The organism is Pseudomonas sp. NPDC088444, assembly GCF_044900175.1.
In the GTDB taxonomy this organism is placed as follows: domain Bacteria; phylum Pseudomonadota; class Gammaproteobacteria; order Pseudomonadales; family Pseudomonadaceae; genus Aquipseudomonas.
Window position 1 is genome coordinate 12,684 of the sequence record NZ_JBJDNK010000019.1, and the last position, 17,662, is coordinate 30,345.

The 17,662-nt window shown below is 60.9% G+C and carries 19 protein-coding genes; 11 read left to right on the plus strand and 8 right to left on the minus strand.

Annotated features, from left to right (window positions below):
* The first annotated feature begins 52 nt into the window (after nt 1-52).
* A complete protein-coding gene (locus ACI2KB_RS27120; RefSeq protein ID WP_404639830.1) occupies nt 53-463 on the plus strand; it encodes a VOC family protein in 411 nt (136 codons plus the stop codon).
* Between the two features lie 19 nt (nt 464-482).
* Nucleotides 483-701: a 4-oxalocrotonate tautomerase family protein gene (locus tag ACI2KB_RS27125; RefSeq protein WP_404639832.1), complete on the plus strand. Its 219-nt coding sequence runs from the start codon at nt 483-485 to the stop codon at nt 699-701.
* A gap of 88 nt (nt 702-789) precedes the next feature.
* On the opposite strand, the gene ACI2KB_RS27130 is transcribed toward ACI2KB_RS27125, so the two are convergent.
* The 3 genes from ACI2KB_RS27130 to ACI2KB_RS27140 all read right to left on the minus strand — a co-directional run bounded on the left by ACI2KB_RS27130 (nt 790) and on the right by ACI2KB_RS27140 (nt 3,849).
* Entirely contained in the window at nt 790-1,431 is a 642-nt protein-coding gene (locus ACI2KB_RS27130) for a GAD-like domain-containing protein (protein WP_404639834.1), read from the minus strand.
* A gap of 8 nt (nt 1,432-1,439) precedes the next feature.
* Entirely contained in the window at nt 1,440-2,645 is a 1,206-nt protein-coding gene (locus tag ACI2KB_RS27135; protein WP_404639836.1) for a DUF6861 domain-containing protein, read from the minus strand.
* A 316-nt stretch (nt 2,646-2,961) separates the two neighbouring features.
* A complete protein-coding gene (locus ACI2KB_RS27140) occupies nt 2,962-3,849 on the minus strand; it encodes a LysR family transcriptional regulator (protein ID WP_404639838.1) in 888 nt (295 codons plus the stop codon).
* A gap of 128 nt (nt 3,850-3,977) precedes the next feature.
* Here ACI2KB_RS27140 and ACI2KB_RS27145 point away from each other — a divergent pair, with 128 nt between their 5' ends.
* From ACI2KB_RS27145 to ACI2KB_RS27165, 5 genes are all read left to right on the plus strand, one after another.
* Entirely contained in the window at nt 3,978-4,691 is a 714-nt protein-coding gene (locus ACI2KB_RS27145; RefSeq protein ID WP_404639840.1) for an SDR family NAD(P)-dependent oxidoreductase, read from the plus strand.
* A 439-nt stretch (nt 4,692-5,130) separates the two neighbouring features.
* Nucleotides 5,131-5,583 (plus strand): (2Fe-2S)-binding protein, encoded by a 453-nt coding sequence (locus tag ACI2KB_RS27150; protein ID WP_404639842.1) that lies wholly within the window; start codon nt 5,131-5,133, stop codon nt 5,581-5,583.
* Entirely contained in the window at nt 5,583-7,835 is a 2,253-nt protein-coding gene (locus ACI2KB_RS27155) for a molybdopterin cofactor-binding domain-containing protein (RefSeq protein WP_404639844.1), read from the plus strand. The genes ACI2KB_RS27150 and ACI2KB_RS27155 overlap by 1 nt, the downstream gene beginning before the upstream one ends.
* Before the next feature lie 16 nt (nt 7,836-7,851).
* On the plus strand, nt 7,852-9,204 hold the full coding sequence (locus ACI2KB_RS27160) for a c-type cytochrome (protein ID WP_404639846.1): 1,353 nt from the start codon (nt 7,852-7,854) through the stop codon (nt 9,202-9,204).
* A gap of 12 nt (nt 9,205-9,216) precedes the next feature.
* Nucleotides 9,217-10,236, plus strand: a complete 1,020-nt coding sequence (locus tag ACI2KB_RS27165; RefSeq protein ID WP_404639848.1) for an XdhC family protein — start codon at nt 9,217-9,219, stop codon at nt 10,234-10,236.
* A 112-nt stretch (nt 10,237-10,348) separates the two neighbouring features.
* Here ACI2KB_RS27165 and ACI2KB_RS27170 read toward each other — a convergent pair whose 3' ends face one another.
* Both ACI2KB_RS27170 and ACI2KB_RS27175 read right to left on the minus strand, forming a co-directional pair.
* Nucleotides 10,349-10,723: a lysozyme inhibitor LprI family protein gene (locus ACI2KB_RS27170; RefSeq protein WP_404639850.1), complete on the minus strand. Its 375-nt coding sequence runs from the start codon at nt 10,721-10,723 to the stop codon at nt 10,349-10,351.
* A 405-nt stretch (nt 10,724-11,128) separates the two neighbouring features.
* Nucleotides 11,129-12,049, minus strand: coding sequence for a LysR family transcriptional regulator (locus tag ACI2KB_RS27175; RefSeq protein ID WP_404639852.1), 921 nt, complete (start codon nt 12,047-12,049; stop codon nt 11,129-11,131).
* 236 nt (nt 12,050-12,285) lie between these two features.
* Here ACI2KB_RS27175 and ACI2KB_RS27180 point away from each other — a divergent pair, with 236 nt between their 5' ends.
* Complete coding sequence (locus tag ACI2KB_RS27180; protein ID WP_404639854.1) at nt 12,286-13,413, plus strand: TauD/TfdA family dioxygenase; 1,128 nt, start codon at nt 12,286-12,288, stop codon at nt 13,411-13,413.
* A gap of 1 nt (nt 13,414) precedes the next feature.
* Nucleotides 13,415-13,999 (plus strand): HD domain-containing protein, encoded by a 585-nt coding sequence (locus ACI2KB_RS27185; protein ID WP_404639856.1) that lies wholly within the window; start codon nt 13,415-13,417, stop codon nt 13,997-13,999.
* Nucleotides 14,000-14,017: 18 nt separating this feature from the next.
* On the opposite strand, the gene ACI2KB_RS27190 is transcribed toward ACI2KB_RS27185, so the two are convergent.
* Both ACI2KB_RS27190 and ACI2KB_RS27195 read right to left on the minus strand, forming a co-directional pair.
* Nucleotides 14,018-14,389, minus strand: coding sequence for a VOC family protein (locus ACI2KB_RS27190; protein ID WP_404639858.1), 372 nt, complete (start codon nt 14,387-14,389; stop codon nt 14,018-14,020).
* 231 nt (nt 14,390-14,620) lie between these two features.
* Entirely contained in the window at nt 14,621-15,532 is a 912-nt protein-coding gene (locus ACI2KB_RS27195) for a LysR family transcriptional regulator (RefSeq protein ID WP_404639860.1), read from the minus strand.
* Nucleotides 15,533-15,642: 110 nt separating this feature from the next.
* Between ACI2KB_RS27195 and ACI2KB_RS27200 the strand changes: the two genes are divergently transcribed.
* Complete coding sequence (locus tag ACI2KB_RS27200) at nt 15,643-16,755, plus strand: alkene reductase (protein WP_404639862.1); 1,113 nt, start codon at nt 15,643-15,645, stop codon at nt 16,753-16,755.
* On the plus strand, nt 16,755-17,297 hold the full coding sequence (locus ACI2KB_RS27205; RefSeq protein WP_404639864.1) for an ester cyclase: 543 nt from the start codon (nt 16,755-16,757) through the stop codon (nt 17,295-17,297). The genes ACI2KB_RS27200 and ACI2KB_RS27205 overlap by 1 nt, the downstream gene beginning before the upstream one ends.
* A 206-nt stretch (nt 17,298-17,503) precedes the next feature.
* Here the strand turns inward: ACI2KB_RS27205 and ACI2KB_RS27210 are convergent, their stop codons facing one another.
* Complete coding sequence (locus ACI2KB_RS27210; RefSeq protein WP_404639866.1) at nt 17,504-17,644, minus strand: hypothetical protein; 141 nt, start codon at nt 17,642-17,644, stop codon at nt 17,504-17,506.
* Nucleotides 17,645-17,662 lie beyond the last annotated feature (18 nt).

Here is a 17,662-nt window from a genome sequence, read left to right on the forward strand (position 1 = left end):
GATCTGGTCTTTTGACCTTGCCCGCACAAGGGCGCATCAGGAGCTTCCCGCTATGTCTGAAGCATTGACCCGCGGTATCCACCATCTGGGCCTGGCCGTTCCCGATCTTGAGGCAACGACCGCCTTTTTTTGCAGCGTGCTGGGCTGGAAGGAAGTGGGGCGCAAACCGGAATACCCGGCTGCGTTCGTCTCGGACGGCAGCGTCACCCTGACGCTATGGCAGGTGGCCGAACCGACCAGTGCGGTCGCGTTTGACCGACGCAAGAACGTCGGCCTGCATCACCTGGCGCTGGCAGTGCCCACTCATGTCGCTTTGCAGGAACTGTTCGAACGTGTGCGTGACTATCCTGGTGTGGTCGTTGAGTTCGAACCCCAGCCGATGAGGCCTGGATCGGACGTGCTGCATTTCATCTGCGCCATCCCCGGCGGCGTGCGCGTCGAATTCGCGACCCGTGCCATCTGATCGAACAGGAGAAGTTTCGATGCCTTACGTCAACATCAAAGTCACCCGTGAGGGCACCGCCCCTGGCGCCAGTGCGACCACGCCCGAGCAGAAAAAAGCGCTGATCAAGGGGGTGAGCGAGTTGCTGTTGGAAGTGCTGGGCAAGCCGCTGGACTCAACGTTTGTGGTGATCGAAGAAGTGGATCTGGACAGTTGGGGTGTGGGCGGTGTGACAGTGCCGGAATATCGAAACCGATAGGCGCGCGCGGGAAGACACTCGGTGATTTCCGCTGTCATAGACCCAGGCGCGCAGGGCGGGATTCTGTTGGGGGCTTTTCCGGGGAGCACTATTCCGTCAGCTTCATGATCGTCTCGAAGTCCGGGAAGCCCCAGTCGGTCAGGGGGGAGAGTTGGGATAAGAAAGCGATGTGCTCGATGATTTTCACTTTCTGAAGGTGTTCGAATTTGCCAGGGCCGCCGAGGGCCATGGCGGGGACGAAGCCGTACATTTCGTCGGATTTGAGTGGGCCGAGTTTTTTCAGGGCTTTTTCAAACATGTCATCGAAGTCGTTGGATTCTCTGCTCATTGTGGAAAAGAAAGATCTGATCTTTCCGTCAACTCCAAGTTTTGAGCTTAGCCTGCTATTTATATGATATCGGGCGTAAAAAATATTTAGCCGCATCAAATGCCCATTAAGGCTGTTCCATAAGTACAGATCACCCAGTGCACCTCTCGCGAAGGTTTGGTAGTGTTCTGAGGCGGCGATGCCAGACTCCATTAGCCAGTTCTGAACAACCTGCTCGTACTCGGCGGGGTTAACCGTCCAGAAAATACCGTCACTGTATGCACTCCAGCCATGTTCAGCCCATTGAGAAAGCAGTTGCTCTGGAAGCTTGCCCTTGTAGTTCAGTAGCGATGCGGGAGGCACTTCAGCGCGAAAGTAAACGGGGCCCATATCATCTAAAAAACATTCGAAATACTCTTCCATAAATTTTCCTATTTGCAGCGAGTCAATTTTGCTTTGAGTTTGATGGTTTTTCGTTGGTTGACATCAATATGCATGGCTGCTTTGTCAAGTCCTGAGATCCTCCCCCTCCATTGTGCGCCGATGCTTGAGTTGACTTGTCGATCTCCAAAGTCTGAGATCTTATCTTTCCCTCCTGCGATGAGATCCGGATTATGTAGAGCGGCTAATGTACTCATCTTTTCTGCTGTGATGCGTCGTGCTAGTTCTTTTGATTCATGCGGCGTCAGGCCGTGTTCCTGAAGTGCACTCTCCACACTCTCAAATATGGAGTCCGCCAGACTTTTACGTGCTTTTACCCCGACCTTCGGATCCCGCACCCCATCCCCCGCCTTGAACGCTTCCCGTCCCTTCAAATACTCATCCACCGTCAAATCATTCAGCCCGCCCTGCTGCCCGCCCAACTGCCGGTCAAACTCCGGAATCTTCTTCTCTGGCAGGTTATCAGCGCTGAAGCACGGCACGTTGTGCTCGGGCATGCCCAATGGCTTTTTAACGGGCGGTTGTTCCTGCTTTGGGTGATGCGGGGAAGGCTTCGGCGCCTCCGCTGAATCAACCCGACCGCTGCTCACTGGCCCGCGAGGCTGCAAATCCGGACGCTGTTTCAGGGCGTCTTCGTGTTTGAGCATCCACTGCCCGAGCTTCGCGCCTCTGGCGCTTTGCTGCATGTCGCTGGCGAGCAGCTGCGCCTGGCCACGCCCGCGTCTCAGGTAGGCGACGATGGCGCTGAGCAGCAGCGCGACCATGGCGACGTGGCCCTGAGCGATTTCGCGGGCGGCGCGGGCGACGACCATGGGGTCGCCACAGCAGTAGGGATCGTGGGGTTGCGGGGCGTCCCAGGCGATGTTGATGCCGCGCCAGTAGTAACCGGCAATTTTCGGCAAGCCGTCGACGAAGAACTCGGCCACTGCCGCCAGCCCCAATACGCCGAGAATCCAGCCGCTGGCTTTCAGAGCGATCGCTGAACCTGCGACAGCGCCGGGCACAGCGCCAATGCCTCCCGCGAATGCGCCGATACCACCGCCAATCACGGCGCCGGTCAGCACGCTGCCCACGATGATCAGCGCGGCCTGACTGACTACGTCGAGCAGTTCGCTCAGCACCTCGTCGATGTCCAGATCGGCGAAGCGCTGGCGCATCATCTGCGCGGCCAGCGACAGCGCCTGATGAAACGCCATGCGCACCTGGTGGGCGCGATTGGCCGGGGAGTGCGCGGGTGGCCCGGACAAATGGGTGTGGCCGTCCGAGTGCTGATGGGTTCGGCGTGCGAGCGTGTCGGCGATCAGCCGCTGGAGTTCGAACCACGACGGGACGATGTTGCGAAAGAACACGTGGCCTCTCTGGCGCCAGCCTTGCCGGGACAAGGCGCCATTCAAGGCGTGGGGGAGAGGGCGTTACAGCGACGGCGAGGGGTGTAAGGCGTGGTTGCGATCCCGGAAACGAGAGGGATTATTCCTACGGAAAAGACGTTTAGAAGGTGGTGTAAGGACGGCGCTAGTCCACAAACAATCCACGCTGTTCTACAAACACACCTTGCAGAAAGTCCGCCACCGTTCGGATGGGCAGGTCTTTCTTGTCCTGGGGACGCATCAGCAACCAGACTTCCCGCGTCGGTGGAACGCGGTCCATGGGGCATATCCGCAAACCGGGTGTTTGACGACCAACGTAATGTGGCAACAGCGCCAGCCCCGAGCCGGATTTTGCCGCCATGGCCTGCGCCACGTGATGGCTGGCGCGAAAGGCAATACGCGCCTGCGGAAAGTGACGCACGAGCCACTGTGCATCCGTCAGGTCCGCGTTTTCTTCATTGAAACTGATGAAACTCGGTTCGCCTCCGTCTTCAACAGCCTGACAGACGGCTTCAGTGCCATAGAACCCAAACGCCAGATGCCCCAGCGCTTTGGCGATGAAATGGCCATCCAGAGGGCGGCCAATACGCACGGCGATGTCGGCCTGATGCCGCTCAAGGCTGACCGAGCGCAGGTCGGTCGCCAGATCGATATCCAGACCGGGGTACTGCGCAGGCAGCTTCGACAGTTGTTCGACCAGAAAGCCCTGCGCCAGCGCAGGCGGTGCGTTGACCCGGACCAGCCCTCGGGGCGATGCGTCAGCGCCGCCGCGCCCCAGCGTCTGAACGGCGGCTTCCATGTCGCCAGCCGCTGTCATCGTGCGTATCCCGGCAGGCGTGAGCATGTAGCCCTCCGGTCTGCGTTCGATCAGCTTTTCACCCATTGTGGATTCAAGAGACTGGATGCGTCTGGCGATGGTCGCATGGTTGACCGACAGCGCCCGCGCCGCCGCCGACAGGCTGCCATGGCGGCCTAGCGCGAGGAAAACCCTTACGTCCTGCCAGTCGATGTCTGTGCGTTTTTTATCAGCCATTGAGAGAAGATAGCGAATTTTTAACCGCTGTAAACCGCCGTAGCATCCCCTCCGAACCCACTCAAAGGTCGGCACTGGAAGGCCTCAACCGCCCCGAACAGGCCGATCCCTCATCGGAGCATTGCATCGTGAATCATGAGCAAAAAGTCGCTATCGTCACCGGCGCATCTCAAGGCCTCGGGGCTGCCATCGTTGCAGGCTATCGCAAGGCCGGTTATGGGGTGATCGCCAACTCCCGCAATATCAAACCCTCCACCGACGGTGGCATCATCGCGATCGCGGGCGACATCGCCAGCCGCGAGGTGGCGCAGCAGTTGATCGACGCCGCTCTGGAGCGTTTCGGTCGGGTCGACACATTGATCAATAACGCGGGTATTTTCATCAGCAAGCCCTTCACCGAGTACACCGCCGAGGACTACGACAACGTGCTGCGCACCAACGTCGCTGGATTTTTTCACATCACTCAACTGGCGATTGAAGAAATGCTCAAGCGCCGAAACGGCCATGTCGTGCAAATCACCACGACCCTGGTGCGTCAGGCCCTGACCGCCGTGCCGTCGGGGCTGGCGTTGCTGTCCAAGGGCGGGCTGGAGGCGGTCACCCGTGGCCTGGCCATCGAGTACGCGACCCGCGGTATCCGGGTCAACGCCGTGGCGCCGGGCATCATCAAGACACCGATGCACTCTCAGGAAAACCATGAGTTCCTCAGCAGGCTGCATCCGATGGGACGCATGGGCGAAGAGCAGGACATCGTCGATGCGGTGATGTATCTGGAAAACGGCGCGTTCGTGACCGGCGAAACCCTGAACGTCGATGGTGGGCAGCACGCCGGCCGCTGGTAACGCTGTGTTCAACGAAGCCCTGCGCACTTGCAGGGCTTTTTCATGTTTGGCCGATTGATGAACCCTGTTCAACAGGGCATTTCGTTTTTCCCGCTACTCGTCATGGCCAAAGTTGAATAAGTTGCCATCCAAATACGACTGTTTCTCACGTCGTAGCGCAATCCTCTCGAATGCTTGCCTAATCCTCCGAGCTTGCCGGTACACATGTGGGAAATTGCCGATTTGGGGGCTAGAGTTGATTCGTTATACCTTCACCATTCTTGACAACCACCGATGCTCTGGACGCCTGCACAAAAGTGGGCACCACGGCCTGATGGCGCGGTCACAACCAAGCCGCGCAGGCGTTGGCGGTCTGCCGAGACAGCCTTTCACGATGACCCGCCCCGATGCAGGTCACGCCCTATAACACGCAATACGACCGATGATCAGCGGGTGAACCATGGAACTACGAATCAACCAGAAGACCTATCAGGTCGATGCTGATGCGGATACGCCCTTGTTGTGGGTGATTCGCGACGACCTGGGCATGACCGGTACCAAATACGGCTGTGGCCTGGCGCAATGTGGCGCCTGCTCGGTGCTGGTCGACGGCAATGTGGTGCGCTCCTGCGTTACGCCGGTGGCCGGTGTGGTCGGGCGCGAAGTCACCACGATCGAGGCCATTGAAAACGACGACGTGGGCAAGCGTGTAGTCGCGACCTGGGTCGATCACCAAGTGGCTCAGTGCGGTTACTGCCAGTCCGGGCAGGTCATGGCGGCCACGGCCTTGCTCAAACACAACCCCAAACCGAGCGATGCACAGATCGAAGCGGCGATGGTCAACCTGTGCCGCTGCGGCACTTACAACGCGATTCACGCCGCTGTGCATGACCTCGCGAAAGGGGAAGCCTGATGAACGCCCGTCTTGATGCCATCGAACAAGCGCTGGGCCAGCGTCTGAGCGAGCCGGTCAATTTCTCTCGTCGCCGTTTTCTGACCGGCACGGCCCTTGGCGCGTTGGTGCTGGGCTTCGGGCTGCCGTTGGGGTCGTCCCGCGTGCAGGCGGCCGTCGCTGGCGCGACCACTGAGCGGGGCACACAAGTCCCGGCTTTTCTGGAAATTCGCCCGGACAACACCGTGCACTTGCGCTGCCCGTTCATCGAAGGCGGGCAGGGCACGTTCACTGCCATGGCGCAGATCGTCGGTGAGGAGCTGGACGTCGATCCGTCGCAGTTCTTCGTCGACGCGGCGCCGCCCGGCGAGGCCTATTACGTCATGGAAAACGGCATGCGCATCACCGGTGGCAGCATGTCGGTGCGCATGAGTTATCCGACCATGCGCCGTATGGGCGCGCTGGCCCGTGCGATGTTCTTGCAGGCCGGGGCAGAGAAACTCGGCGTACCGGTGAGCGAGCTGTCCACCGAGCCGGGCAAGGTGGTGCACGCGGCCTCCGGCCGTTCGATCAGCTACGGCGAATTGGCTGAGCGCGCCATGGACCTGCCGGTGCCGGACCCGGCCAGTGTGAAGTTGCGCGACCCAAGCCAGTTCCGCTGGATCGGCAAGCCGGTCAAGCGCCTCGATGCGTATGACAAGTCCACTGGCAAGGCGATGTACAGCATCGACATGAAGGTTGACGGCATGCTGCATGCAGCGGTTCAGCACGCGCCGCGTCTGGGCATGACCGTGGGTAACCTGCGCAATGAAGAGCAGGTCAAGGCCATGAAAGGCGTGCATTCGGTGCACCGTTTGCCGGGCGCCGTGGCGGTGGTCGCGCAGCGTTGGTGGCACGCCAAACGGGCGGTGGAAGCGATTCAGGTCGACTGGCAGGAAGCGCCTGCGAATTCGAGCATGCGGGTGATGCCGGCGAACTTCTCCACGGAGGCCTACGTCCAGCGTCTGGCCGCCGAAAAAGGCCCGGCCCGCGATGACGAGAAAGAAGGTGACGTTGCAAGCGTGTTCGCCAATGCCAAATCAAAGGTCGAGGCCACGTACAACAACCAGTACCTGAACCACGCGCAGCTTGAGCCGTCTTCGGCGTTGGCGCGATTCAACCCCGACGGTTCTTTGGAAGTCTGGCTGCCCAATCAGGCGCCGGATATGTTCCGCGCCGACATAGCCAAGCGCACGGGCCTTGATCCGGAGAAGATCACACTGCATTCGCCATTACTGGGCGGTTTTTTCGGGCGGCACTTTTTGTACGAATCAGCCAATCCATACCCGCAGGCCATCGCGCTGGCGAAGGCGGTCGGCAGGCCGGTCAAGCTGATCTGGAGTCGCGAAGAGGAGTTTTTGCGCGACGCGATGCGCCCTATTGCAGCGGTCAATTTCCGTGGTGCACTGGATAGCGACGGCTGGCCGGTGGCAATCGAAGCGGTCAGCGCCACTGAAGGGCCGACGGAAGGGCTGGCGGGCAAACAGGGCGAGAAGATCGACCCCACCGCACTTGAAGGGCTGGCGGGCAAGTCCTACGCCATCCCCAACAAGCGGATCGCGCAGATCTATGTGAAGGGCTCGGTAATGCTGGGTTACTGGCGTTCGGTCGGTAATTCGCTCAACGACTTTTTCTACGAATCGTTTCTCGATGAGCTGGCCGAAAAGGGCGGCAAGGACCCGTTCGAGTTGCGCCTGCACCTGCTGCGGGACAATCAGCGGCTGACGACCTTGCTCAACGCGGTGGGCGAATTGTCGGGCGGCTGGAAGCGCGGGCCGTTCACTGCCGAAGACGGCAGCAAGCGCGCACGCGGGGTCGCGATGGCGTCGCCATTTGGTACGCAGACGGCCGTGATCGCCGAGGTGTCGATCAAAGACGGTCAAGTGGTGGTTCACGATATCTGGCAGGCGATCGATCCGGGCAGCATCGTCAACCCGGCGATTGTCGAGGCGCAGGTCAACGGCGCCGTGGCGCTGGGGCTGTCGCAGACGCTGGTGGAAGAGGTGGTGTACGTCAACGGCGTGCCGAGAGGGCGTAACTACGATCTGTATCCGATCCTGCCGCCATCGCGGATGGCGCGGGTGCACGTGAAGGTGGTGGAGAGCGGGGAAAAGATGGGCGGCATCGGTGAACCGCCGTTGCCAGCTGTCGCCCCTGCAGTGGCCAACGCCGTGGCGACGTTGACGGGGCAGCGCGTGCGCAGCCTGCCGTTGAGCCGACATTCTTTCACCTGACCTGCACGGAGTGCTCATGAAGAACAGCCGATTCGCAAGAACCGCTGGCTGGTTGGCCGTGCCGTGCCTGATCGCGGCTGGCCTGCTGGCCTGGTATGTCACCCGCGAGCCTGCCTCGCCTTTGCAAAACGATTCAGTGGCCGTGGCCAATATCGACCCGGCCTTGGTGACCCGAGGTGAATACGTCGCTCGCCTCAGTGACTGCGTGGCCTGCCACAGCGTACCGAATGGCAAGCCGTTCGCAGGCGGTCTGGAAATGGCCACGCCGTTGGGGACGATTCACGCCACCAACATCACCCCGGACAAGGACACCGGGATCGGTAACTACAGCCTGGCGGACTTCGACCGCGCTGTGCGCCATGGTGTCGCGCCAGGCGGGCGGCGGTTGTATCCGGCGATGCCGTACCCATCTTACGCCAAGCTCAACGACGATGACGTCCGCGCGCTGTACGCCTTTTTCATGAAGGGCGTAGCGCCGGTCAAGCAAGCCAACGTCGCGAGTTCGATTCCTTGGCCCTTGAACCTGCGCTGGCCGATTGCGTTGTGGAACGGCGTGTTTGCCGACACCACGCCGTACGTGGCCAAGACCGGTCAGGACGAGCAGTGGAATCGCGGCGCTTATCTGGTGCAGGGCGCCGGGCACTGCGGCAGTTGCCACACGCCCCGTGGCCTGGCGTTCAACGAGAAGGCGCTGGATGAGTCTGGCTCGGCATTCGTCTCCGGCGCGCTGCTCGATGGCTGGTACGCACCGAGCCTGCGCAACGACCACAACACCGGGCTGGGCCGCTGGAGTGAGGGCGAGATCGCACAGTTCCTCAAGACCGGGCGTAACCGCCATGCCGTGGTCTTCGGCTCCATGACCGAGGCGTTCAACAACTCCACGCAATTCATGAGCGATGAGGATCTGGCGGCGATTGCCCGTTACCTGAAATCGCTGCCAGGCGACAGCCAGCGTGACGGCGCGCCTTGGCAATATCAGGCGGTCTCAGCGGCGACCCGCCTCGATGCACCGGGTGCTCATACCTACGTGACCCGTTGCGCGTCCTGTCACGGGCTTGACGGTCAGGGCCAACCTGATGCGATGCCGCCACTGGCGGGGGCGACGTCGACGCTGGCCAAAGAAGCGGCCTCGGCGATCAACATCACCCTCAATGGCTCACAGCGAGTAGTTGCAGCCGGGGTGCCGGATGCCTATCGCATGCCGGCCTTCCGTGAGCAGTTGTCGGACCAGCAGATCGCTGAAGTGCTTTCGTTTGTGCGCGGCACATGGGGCAATCAGGGCGGCGCTGTGGATGCGCAAGCGGTCGGCAAGCTGCGTGAGCACACCGATCCGGCAAGCAGTAGCCCGATCATTTTGCAAATGCGCTGAGAGGAACGCCCGATGGAAAGCATCGACCTGTTGGTGTTGCGCACGGCCCGCGACTGGCTCGCTTCGGGGCATCGGGTGTTGCTGGCGACGGTGGCCCGCACCTGGGGTTCGTCGCCGCGCCCGGTGGGGTCGATGATGGCGCTGCGTAACGACGGTCGCGTGGTGGGCAGTGTGTCCGGTGGCTGCATCGAGGACGACCTGATTCACCGCTACACCACTGCTTATGGCGGCAGCGGGCTGCCGGACGCCACGCCTGAGGTGGTGCGTTACGGCGTCAGCGCTGACGAGGCTCATCGCTTCGGCTTGCCCTGCGGCGGCACGCTGGAACTGGTGCTGGAGTTCAGCCCCTCATGGCGGTCTCTAGATGAGTTGTTGAGTCACCTCGACGCCGGGCATCTGGTGCGCCGCCGCTTGACGTTGGAAGGTAATGAGGTCGCGCTGGAACGCAGCGCGATGCCGGAGCAGTTCAGCTTCGACGGCCAGCAGATGCTCAACACGCTGGGGCCAGGGTATCGATTGCTGATGATCGGTGCCGGTGCGTTGGCCGAGTATTTGGCAACCATGGCGCTGTTCAATGGCTTCAAGGTCACGGTCTGCGATCCGCGCCCCGAGTACGTCGAGACGTGGGCGGTGAGCGGGGTCGAAAAGGTGGTGGGCATGCCGGATGACGTGGTGCGGGATTTTGCGGTCGACCTGCGCACCTGCATCGTTGCCCTGAGTCACGACCCCAAACTGGATGATCTGGCGCTGTTGGAAGCGTTGCAAAGCCCCGCGTTCTACATCGGCGCCATCGGTTCGCGGCGCAACAGCCAATTGCGCCGTGAGCGCTTGATCGAGCATTTCGGCGAGACCGATCGCTCGCTTGAACGTCTGCATGGCCCGATGGGCATTTACATCGGCAGCAAGACCCCGGCGGAAATCGCGGTCAGCGTCATGGCCGAGATTCTCGCCGCGAAAAACGGCATCACCCTGCCGGGCGCGGCCAACGTTGCCGAGGCCAAAAGCCTGCGTGAGCGGGTCGGGGCACGTTGATCTGGTTCCCCAACGTTGCCTGAAGATGAGCCTGAGGCTGCCGTTTCCGTATGGTCGGCAGCTTCCGGCCCTTGATTATTGATAAGCAGCGGATGAAAAAAGTGGGTAGCGCTTATTCCACTTGCGACAGCTTGGCGTCGTCGCAACCCGAAGCGCGGCATTCGCGCTCGATGGCTTTGAGTATCACGATACGCGCTTCGGTCTTCTCGTTGGCACAGTCCAGGTAGAGCAGGCCATCGTTGGAGCAGGCGTTGTCACGAATCTTGATCCACTGGATCTGGGCGTCTTTGACTTTTTTCTTTTGCTCCGGGTTTAGCACGCTCACCGTCTTCTTGTATTGCTCGTTGATGTCCTGATCTGACTGAACCATTTTCAGCGACGCGCAGTAGGTTCGGTCATAGGCGTTGCGAGGGTTGTCGCAACTCAGTGCAAAAGCCGATGCGGATACCAGTGTCAGCATTGCGCCAACCAACAAAGACTTGATCACTTACTTCTCTCCTTGAATGCCCTCTATGGGTTAGAGGTGGCGGCGCAGAATTTATCACGAGTGCGGAGGATCGATGAAGCCGATGCTCGGGTTCGTTTCGTCGCTCACCCGGATTACCCGGACATCGGCATCACCGTTTCACAACGCTCAGGCCCCACTGACGACCCGGCGGCGGACTGGAAGAACGTGGTCACATGGTCACGGGCGACTTCTACCTATGGAGGAGGCAGCGTTCATCGTCATCGATACGGTGCGCTGTGGAATCGCACTGCTGAAAAGCTGGCACAGACAGAGCGTGAACTGCGCGCGTTGAACATTCATGTGCGCATCGTCGACGATCCGAGCCAGGCCGTGAGCGACGCGCAGTCCCTGTCGCGTGCACCGATTGACGGCTGCGAAGTGAGGTCACGCCTGAGTCGAGTTCATGGTGGATTTGAACCACTCAACGATGGGCGCGATCAGGGCGTTGTTGCGATGACGGGTTCGCAACAGATACCCGTGATCCTGGCGGGTGACGGTCGGTCCCAGCGGCAGCAGCAGCCCGTCTTGTATGGCCTGCTCGGCCAGTGCGCCCCACGCCAGCACCAGGCCATGGCCTTGAATCGCAGCGTTCAACAGCAGCGGATAGTTGTTGAACGTGAAGCTGGTCTGTTCATTCAGCTTGCCAAACCCCGCCAGATCGGACCAGCGTGCCCAGTCCAGCCAGCGCGGGTTGCGCTCGTCCATGTGCAGCAGCGCGACAGCGCGCAAATCGCGTTCAGTCACCTCGTTTCCCAGCGCATGCAGCTGTGCAAAGCCCGGGCTGCACACAGGGAAGACGCACTCGGGTGCCAGCATGATTTCGCCTTCACGCCCTGAATTGCGCTGATCGAAGCTGATGGAAAGATCGGCTTCGTGCAGGAGGGCAGCGTCCAGCGTGTCGACAGGGAGGACCTGAAACCGCACGTCCGGAAACGCGCTCTGCAACACGTGCAATCGGGGTAACAACCAGAGGTGTGAAAAGCCGAAGTTCGCCGCGATGGTGATCAGCGGAACCTGCTGCGTCAGGCCGACGCGGGCGCGCTCAAGGGCGGCATGCAGATGGGTCAACACTGGAGAAAGTTCTTCGTGAAAGCGCTTGCCCGTTGGTGTCGGGCGCAAGCGATTGCCCGAGCGGTCAAGTAGCGCACCGCCCACGGTGTCTTCCAGGCTCCTGATCTGCTGGGAAATGGCCGGTTGGGTGGTCCCGGTCTCTTTCGCAGCAGCGGTCATGGACCCGAGCCTCACCGCGGCTTCGAACGCCATCAGTGCCTTCAGCGCCGGGAGGTTGCGGTGGTTATCTTTCATAAGGTTTTTGCATGGTCTGTATAAAGTTTGGGCAGCTACCGGCACTGCCTCTCGCTGGCTAGAGTGCCCACTAAGAAGCAACGAAAAGCGCCAGCGCATCCTCACACACAACGTCGCCTGCTGCCAATTCGCAAAGTGCATGCATTAGAAAGCTGCATGGTGACGCGACGAACCGGCGCTTCAACTCGCGCTTCTTTCCAGGAATGAATGCTTCCCAAACCCTCAGGACTTGCCCCATGCACGCCACCGAACTGGACATTCAACAGACGCCACCCGCCATCAAGTTGCTCACCGAATCCGGCGAGTACGAAGTGCCAGCCCTTTGGCTGCGAGAGAAGACGCAGGACCCGGATGCCACTGATTCGCTCACTCAGCAGCGCTTGTTTGACTCGCACCTCATCGACCCTGACATTCGTCTGATCGATGTGCAGCACGTCTCGGCGGGGCAGGTGCAACTGGCCTTCAGCGACGGCTATTGCGCCACGTATTCGACCAAGGAACTGATGGCAGAGCTGGTCGATGCTGATCACGCGCCGTCAACGGTGGCGTGGGGGAGCGATCTGGATCAAAGCCTGATTCGCCACGACTGGCGCGCGATGAACCACGACCCGGCATTCGAGGCCGCACTGACGGCGTATCTCAAGTACGGCTACATCGTGCTGACCCACGTTCCGAACACGCCGGAGCAGGTGCTGGCGGTGGGCAGCAAGTTTGGTTATGTGAAGGAAACCAACTTCGGACAATACTTCGAGGTGTACTCCAAACCTCAGGCCAATGATCTGGCGTACCGCAGCGTCCGATTGGGGCCGCACACCGACAACCCTTATCGCGATCCGGTGCCCGGTATTCAGTTGCTGCATTGCCTGATCAACGAAACTTCGGGCGGCCTGTCGACGCTGGTGGACAGCATCAAGGTGGTCGAGGCATTGAAAGCGCAAGACCTGCCCGGTTACCTGTTGCTCAAGAACACCCCGGTGCGCTTCCGCTTCGTGGACAAGGGCGTCGAGCTGACCACCCGCAGGCCGATGATCAAAACCGACGAAGCCGGCCAGACCCTGGGTGTGCATTACAGCCCGCGGCTGGACAGTTTGCCGCTGTTGGGGGCGGCGGACATGCGCGCGTTTCATCTGGCCCGCAAGCGCCTGGCCGAGCTGTTCAATCACCCGGATTACGAGGTCAGATTCCGCCTGCAGGCTGGCGAGTTGATGTTGTTCGACAACAGCCGCGTGCTGCACGGGCGCACCCACTACGACCCGGCGCAAGGTCATCGCCATCTGCAGGGCTGCTACATCGATCTTGATGGACCCCGTGAGCGGTTGAGCGAGATCTTCAAACGAAACCGTACATCCGAAGAGGCTGCCTGATATGGACCAGGTCGAATTCATCCGCATGAAAGACGGCACGTTCGAGGAGTATCACTTCCTTGAACACCTTGAAAAAGAATTCAACAAAGGGCTGCCCGAGAGGATTCTGAACGCTTTGCAAGGGTTGGCGACGACGCTTTCGGGCTACCAGATCAACCGCCTGGAACATTCCCTGCAAACCGCCGCTCGCGCTGAGGCGGACGGGGCAGACGAGGAGATGATCGTTGGTGCATTGATCCACGACATTGGCGACGACCTGGCGCCCTATAACCACTCCCAATTCGCGGCGTCGGTGATTCGGCCCTACGTGCGTGGCGAGGTGGCCTGGATCCTTCACCATCATGGCCTGTTCCAGAATTTCTACTACGCCCATCACTTCGGTGGCGATCGTAACGAGCGGGATCGCTACAAGGATCACCCTTGTTATTCGCTCTGCGTGGATTTCTGCGAGCGCTGGGATCAGGCGTCGTTCGACCCCGACTACCCGACACCGGATCTGCAACACTTCGCGCCCATGGTACGGCGGATTTTCAGCCGCAAACCGTTCGATCCCCAAGTGATCGGGAAGGAGTATTCGTTGTCCTGAGGGGCTTTCTTCGCGCGTTCATGGCGCCACGATGACTTCCACCGTGACGCCCGCGGCCAATGGCACCCACAGCTGAAAGTCGCTGCCGTCATCGGGTGTATGGATCTGGTGGTCGAGGCCGCTGGCGTTGACCCGGTCGAGTAGGGCGGTCCACTCGGTCAGGTCGGCGACGCGCAGAGCAATGTGGTCGATGCGCGACGACAACCAGGTCGCGGGCGAGCCGCCCGTGGCCTGGCTCAAGTGAATCAGGGGGCGCTCATCACGGTAGAGCCAGACGCCGGGCACCCGGAAATTCGGGCGATGGCCAGCCCTCAAACCGATTACTTCGGTGAAGAAACGGACCGTCGCGTCGAGGTCCGGGGTAACGATATTGGCGTGATCCAGGTACATGGGAAGGCCTGCTTTGCCCGTGAGGTCATTGATGGAGTGAACTCATTGTGCAAATCAGTCTTGATGTTGAAAATTGGGCTGGTGTTTGACGGATTTTCAAAAAAACCGGAAAGATCGGCTCGCGCAGCGAGCCCAGAGCGCTGAATATCTGCGTGCGCTCAGCCTGCCTTCCAGATGCCGCGTCGTGGCGTAGCTAACACGGTCCCTTGTAGCAGTCCTGCCGACCGGCCGTTAGAGAGCGGTTTCTTGCGCAGCCCGTTCAAAGCGCTCGCGCAGGAAATCCAGCAATGCTCGCACCCTCGGCGGCAGGTAGCGATTGCGCGGGTACAGCGCATGCACCGGCGCCTCGGCGGTTTGCCAATCGGGCATCACCAACTGTAAACGACCCGCCGCCAGATCGGCGTTGATGTCCCAGATCGACTTGAGGGTGATGCCATGACCGTCGATGGCCCATTGACGGGCCAGGGCGCCGTCGTTGGTCTCGCGGGCGGCTTCCAGTGGCACCTTGAATACGCAGCTTTCATCGCCTCGTTGCAGACGCCACTCGCTGGACCAGCCTGACGAGCCCGCGATGATGTGGTCGAAGTTCGTCAGTTGATCCGGGTGATCAGGCATGCCCTTGCGCCGCAGATATGCCGGGGAGGCGCACAGCACCCGGCGATTGGTGGCCAGCGGGCGGGCGATCAGCGAACTGTCCGGCGGCACGCCAAAACGGATCATCAGGTCCACGTCGTCGGCGATCAGATGAGACAGCGAATCAGAGAGCAGCAACGCAGGCACCACCTGGGGATACCGCGCGGTGAACTCGTCAAGCCAGGGGTTGAGCACGTGGCGACCGAAGTCCGAGGTGGCCGAGATACGAATCTTGCCGCGAATTTCCTTCTTCTCCACCGACAGCGCCGCGCGGGCGTCGTCCAGTGCCTGCAAGGCCTGACGGCAATGTTGCAGGTAAATCCGGCCCTCGTCGGTCAGCCGCAATTGGCGTGTGGTGCGTTCGAACAGGCGGGTGTCGAGGGACGACTCAAGTTTGAGCAAACGTGCACTTGCCGCTGCCGGTGACAGGCCCAGTTTGCGACCGGCCGCTGAAAGCCCGCCGGATTGAGCAGCCTCGACGAACAGCCGAATGGCTTCCAGGTTGTCCATGACTTTTCCAGATTTTTTGAAAATCCATCAAAGATTAACCCAATTATCAAATCGGATCGCCAAACGCACACTGAGTCCATCAACCGCCACTGACTCAGGAATCCTTCACCATGCCACCCTCAACGAACCTGTTCACCCCCATTGCCTTCGCTGGCCTGAACGCCCCGCACCGCGTGGTGATGGCCCCCATGACCCGCGCTCGCAGCACTCAGCCCGGCGACATCCCCAATTCGCTCAACGCGCAGTATTACGCCCAGCGCGCCTCGGCTGCGTTGATCGTCACTGAAGCCTCGCAGATCTCGCCTCAGGGCAAGGGCTACTCCTTCACCCCAGGTATCTACAGCGAAGCGCAAGTGGAGGGCTGGCGCGGCATCACCCAGGCGGTGCACGCCGAAGGCGGTCGCATCTTCCTGCAACTGTGGCACGTGGGGCGCATGTCGCACCCGGACTTCCACGGTGGCGAGCTGCCGGTGGCGCCGTCTGCCGAGCCGTTCGAAGGGCAGATCTGGAAAGTCGACCCCGTCACCGGGCAAGGCGCCATGGTCGACAGCCCGACGCCCCGTGCCTTGAGCCGCATTGAAATCGCGCAAATCGTCGACGACTTCCGCCAGGCTGCATGTCGCGCCATCCGCGCCGGTTTCGATGGCGTGGAAGTGCACGGCGCCAACGGCTATCTGGTGGATCAGTTCCTGCGCACCACCTCCAACAAACGCACCGACGAATACGGCGGCTCTCGCAGTAATCGCCTGCGCTTTCTGCGGGAAGTGATCGACGCGATCAGCGATGAAATCGGCGCCGAACGCACGGCCATTCGCCTGGCGCCGTTCCTCACCGCGCGGGGCATGGACTGCCCGGACATTCTGCCCACCATCCTCGAAGCTGCTGAATACCTGCAAGCCAAAGGCATTGGCTACCTGCACCTGGTGGAAGCCGACTGGGACGATGCGCCGGTCTTCACCGAGTCATTCCGCAAGTCCCTGCGTGAACGTTTCAGCCGCCCGATCATCGTCGCTGGTCACTACGACCGTGAGCGCGCCGAATGGGTGATCGCCCAAGGCTACGCCGACCTTGTGGCGTTTGGCAGGGCCTTCGTCGGCAACCCTGACTTGCCAACGCGTCTGCAACACAACCTGCCCCTTGCGGCACTCGATCCGTCGACCCTGTTTGGGGGCGCTGCTGAGGGCTACGTCGACTACCCACCTGCCAACACTGGAGAAATCTGATGCGTGCTTTGATCACTGGCCTGCTGGCCGCTGCTGCCCTGACTTCTGCGCTGACCCAAACGGCCGTCGCTGCCGAAACACCGTTGATTGCACCCAACGTGCTGATCACCGATCCCGCTGCGACGCCAGAACACGTGCAGGCCCAAACGCTGGCTGCGCGCCGTTACGCGACCTTCTGGGCTTCCGGAAACCCGGACCTGGCTCGCGCTGCGCTGGCCCCTGACTTCATGGACCGCACCCTGCCAGCGGGGCGCCCGCAAGGCATCGCAGGGCCCTTGGCCGCGTCCAAAGGGTTTCTGACGGCCGTGCCGGACCTCGCGGTGGAGGTCCAGCAAATGATCGTCAGCGGCGATCGCGTCGTCTCGCACCTGCGCTTCACTGGGCATTTCACCGGCATGTTCAACGGTGTGAAAGGGCAGGGGCAGGCGGTTAACTTCATCGCCACCGACATCTACCGCATCGCCGATGGCCGCATCGCTGAAAACTGGCATCTGGAAGACAACCTGACCTTCCTTCAGCAAATCGGGGTGGTTCATCCCTGAAAAACAAGCGCCGACGTGGCCATGCCGTGCACGTCGGCGCTCGTCTTTCAGGCGCTCGCCACAGCTCAGTGATTGCTCATCAGGACCATCGCCACCACGCTGAAGCTCAGAGCGTTGGTGGATAGCCTGGACATCGACATATGAAGGACAGCGGCCGTTTGACGGAGGAGGGCGTCCATGCCCCTGTAACGTCACCGCAGCGGTTGTCAGCTTCGAGGGTTTTCCCGATCCGCTCGACGGCCCTGCGCTGATGGCTCGCGTTGCGTGCGATGGTCGAGCAGGCTGATCACGGTACCCAGCACCGCGATCACACCCATCATCACCAAACCGATGTCTGAGGCTTGCATCTTTGACTCCTGAACGTT

Excerpts from the sequence above, each read along its gene's own strand:
- ACI2KB_RS27120 (WP_404639830.1), top strand. The coding sequence starts at position 53 with ATGTCTGAAGCATTGACCCGCGGTATCCACCATCTGGGCCTGGCCGTT.
- ACI2KB_RS27125 (WP_404639832.1), top strand. The coding sequence starts at position 483 with ATGCCTTACGTCAACATCAAAGTCACCCGTGAGGGCACCGCCCCTGGC.
- ACI2KB_RS27130 (WP_404639834.1), bottom strand. The coding sequence starts at position 1,431 with ATGGAAGAGTATTTCGAATGTTTTTTAGATGATATGGGCCCCGTTTAC.
- ACI2KB_RS27135 (WP_404639836.1), bottom strand. The coding sequence starts at position 2,645 with ATGGCGTTTCATCAGGCGCTGTCGCTGGCCGCGCAGATGATGCGCCAG.
- ACI2KB_RS27140 (WP_404639838.1), bottom strand. The coding sequence starts at position 3,849 with ATGGCTGATAAAAAACGCACAGACATCGACTGGCAGGACGTAAGGGTT.
- ACI2KB_RS27150 (WP_404639842.1), top strand. The coding sequence starts at position 5,131 with ATGGAACTACGAATCAACCAGAAGACCTATCAGGTCGATGCTGATGCG.
- ACI2KB_RS27155 (WP_404639844.1), top strand. The coding sequence starts at position 5,583 with ATGAACGCCCGTCTTGATGCCATCGAACAAGCGCTGGGCCAGCGTCTG.
- ACI2KB_RS27160 (WP_404639846.1), top strand. The coding sequence starts at position 7,852 with ATGAAGAACAGCCGATTCGCAAGAACCGCTGGCTGGTTGGCCGTGCCG.
- ACI2KB_RS27165 (WP_404639848.1), top strand. The coding sequence starts at position 9,217 with ATGGAAAGCATCGACCTGTTGGTGTTGCGCACGGCCCGCGACTGGCTC.
- ACI2KB_RS27175 (WP_404639852.1), bottom strand. The coding sequence starts at position 12,049 with ATGAAAGATAACCACCGCAACCTCCCGGCGCTGAAGGCACTGATGGCG.
- ACI2KB_RS27180 (WP_404639854.1), top strand. The coding sequence starts at position 12,286 with ATGCACGCCACCGAACTGGACATTCAACAGACGCCACCCGCCATCAAG.
- ACI2KB_RS27185 (WP_404639856.1), top strand. The coding sequence starts at position 13,415 with ATGGACCAGGTCGAATTCATCCGCATGAAAGACGGCACGTTCGAGGAG.
- ACI2KB_RS27190 (WP_404639858.1), bottom strand. The coding sequence starts at position 14,389 with ATGTACCTGGATCACGCCAATATCGTTACCCCGGACCTCGACGCGACG.
- ACI2KB_RS27195 (WP_404639860.1), bottom strand. The coding sequence starts at position 15,532 with ATGGACAACCTGGAAGCCATTCGGCTGTTCGTCGAGGCTGCTCAATCC.
- ACI2KB_RS27200 (WP_404639862.1), top strand. The coding sequence starts at position 15,643 with ATGCCACCCTCAACGAACCTGTTCACCCCCATTGCCTTCGCTGGCCTG.
- ACI2KB_RS27205 (WP_404639864.1), top strand. The coding sequence starts at position 16,755 with ATGCGTGCTTTGATCACTGGCCTGCTGGCCGCTGCTGCCCTGACTTCT.
- ACI2KB_RS27210 (WP_404639866.1), bottom strand. The coding sequence starts at position 17,644 with ATGCAAGCCTCAGACATCGGTTTGGTGATGATGGGTGTGATCGCGGTG.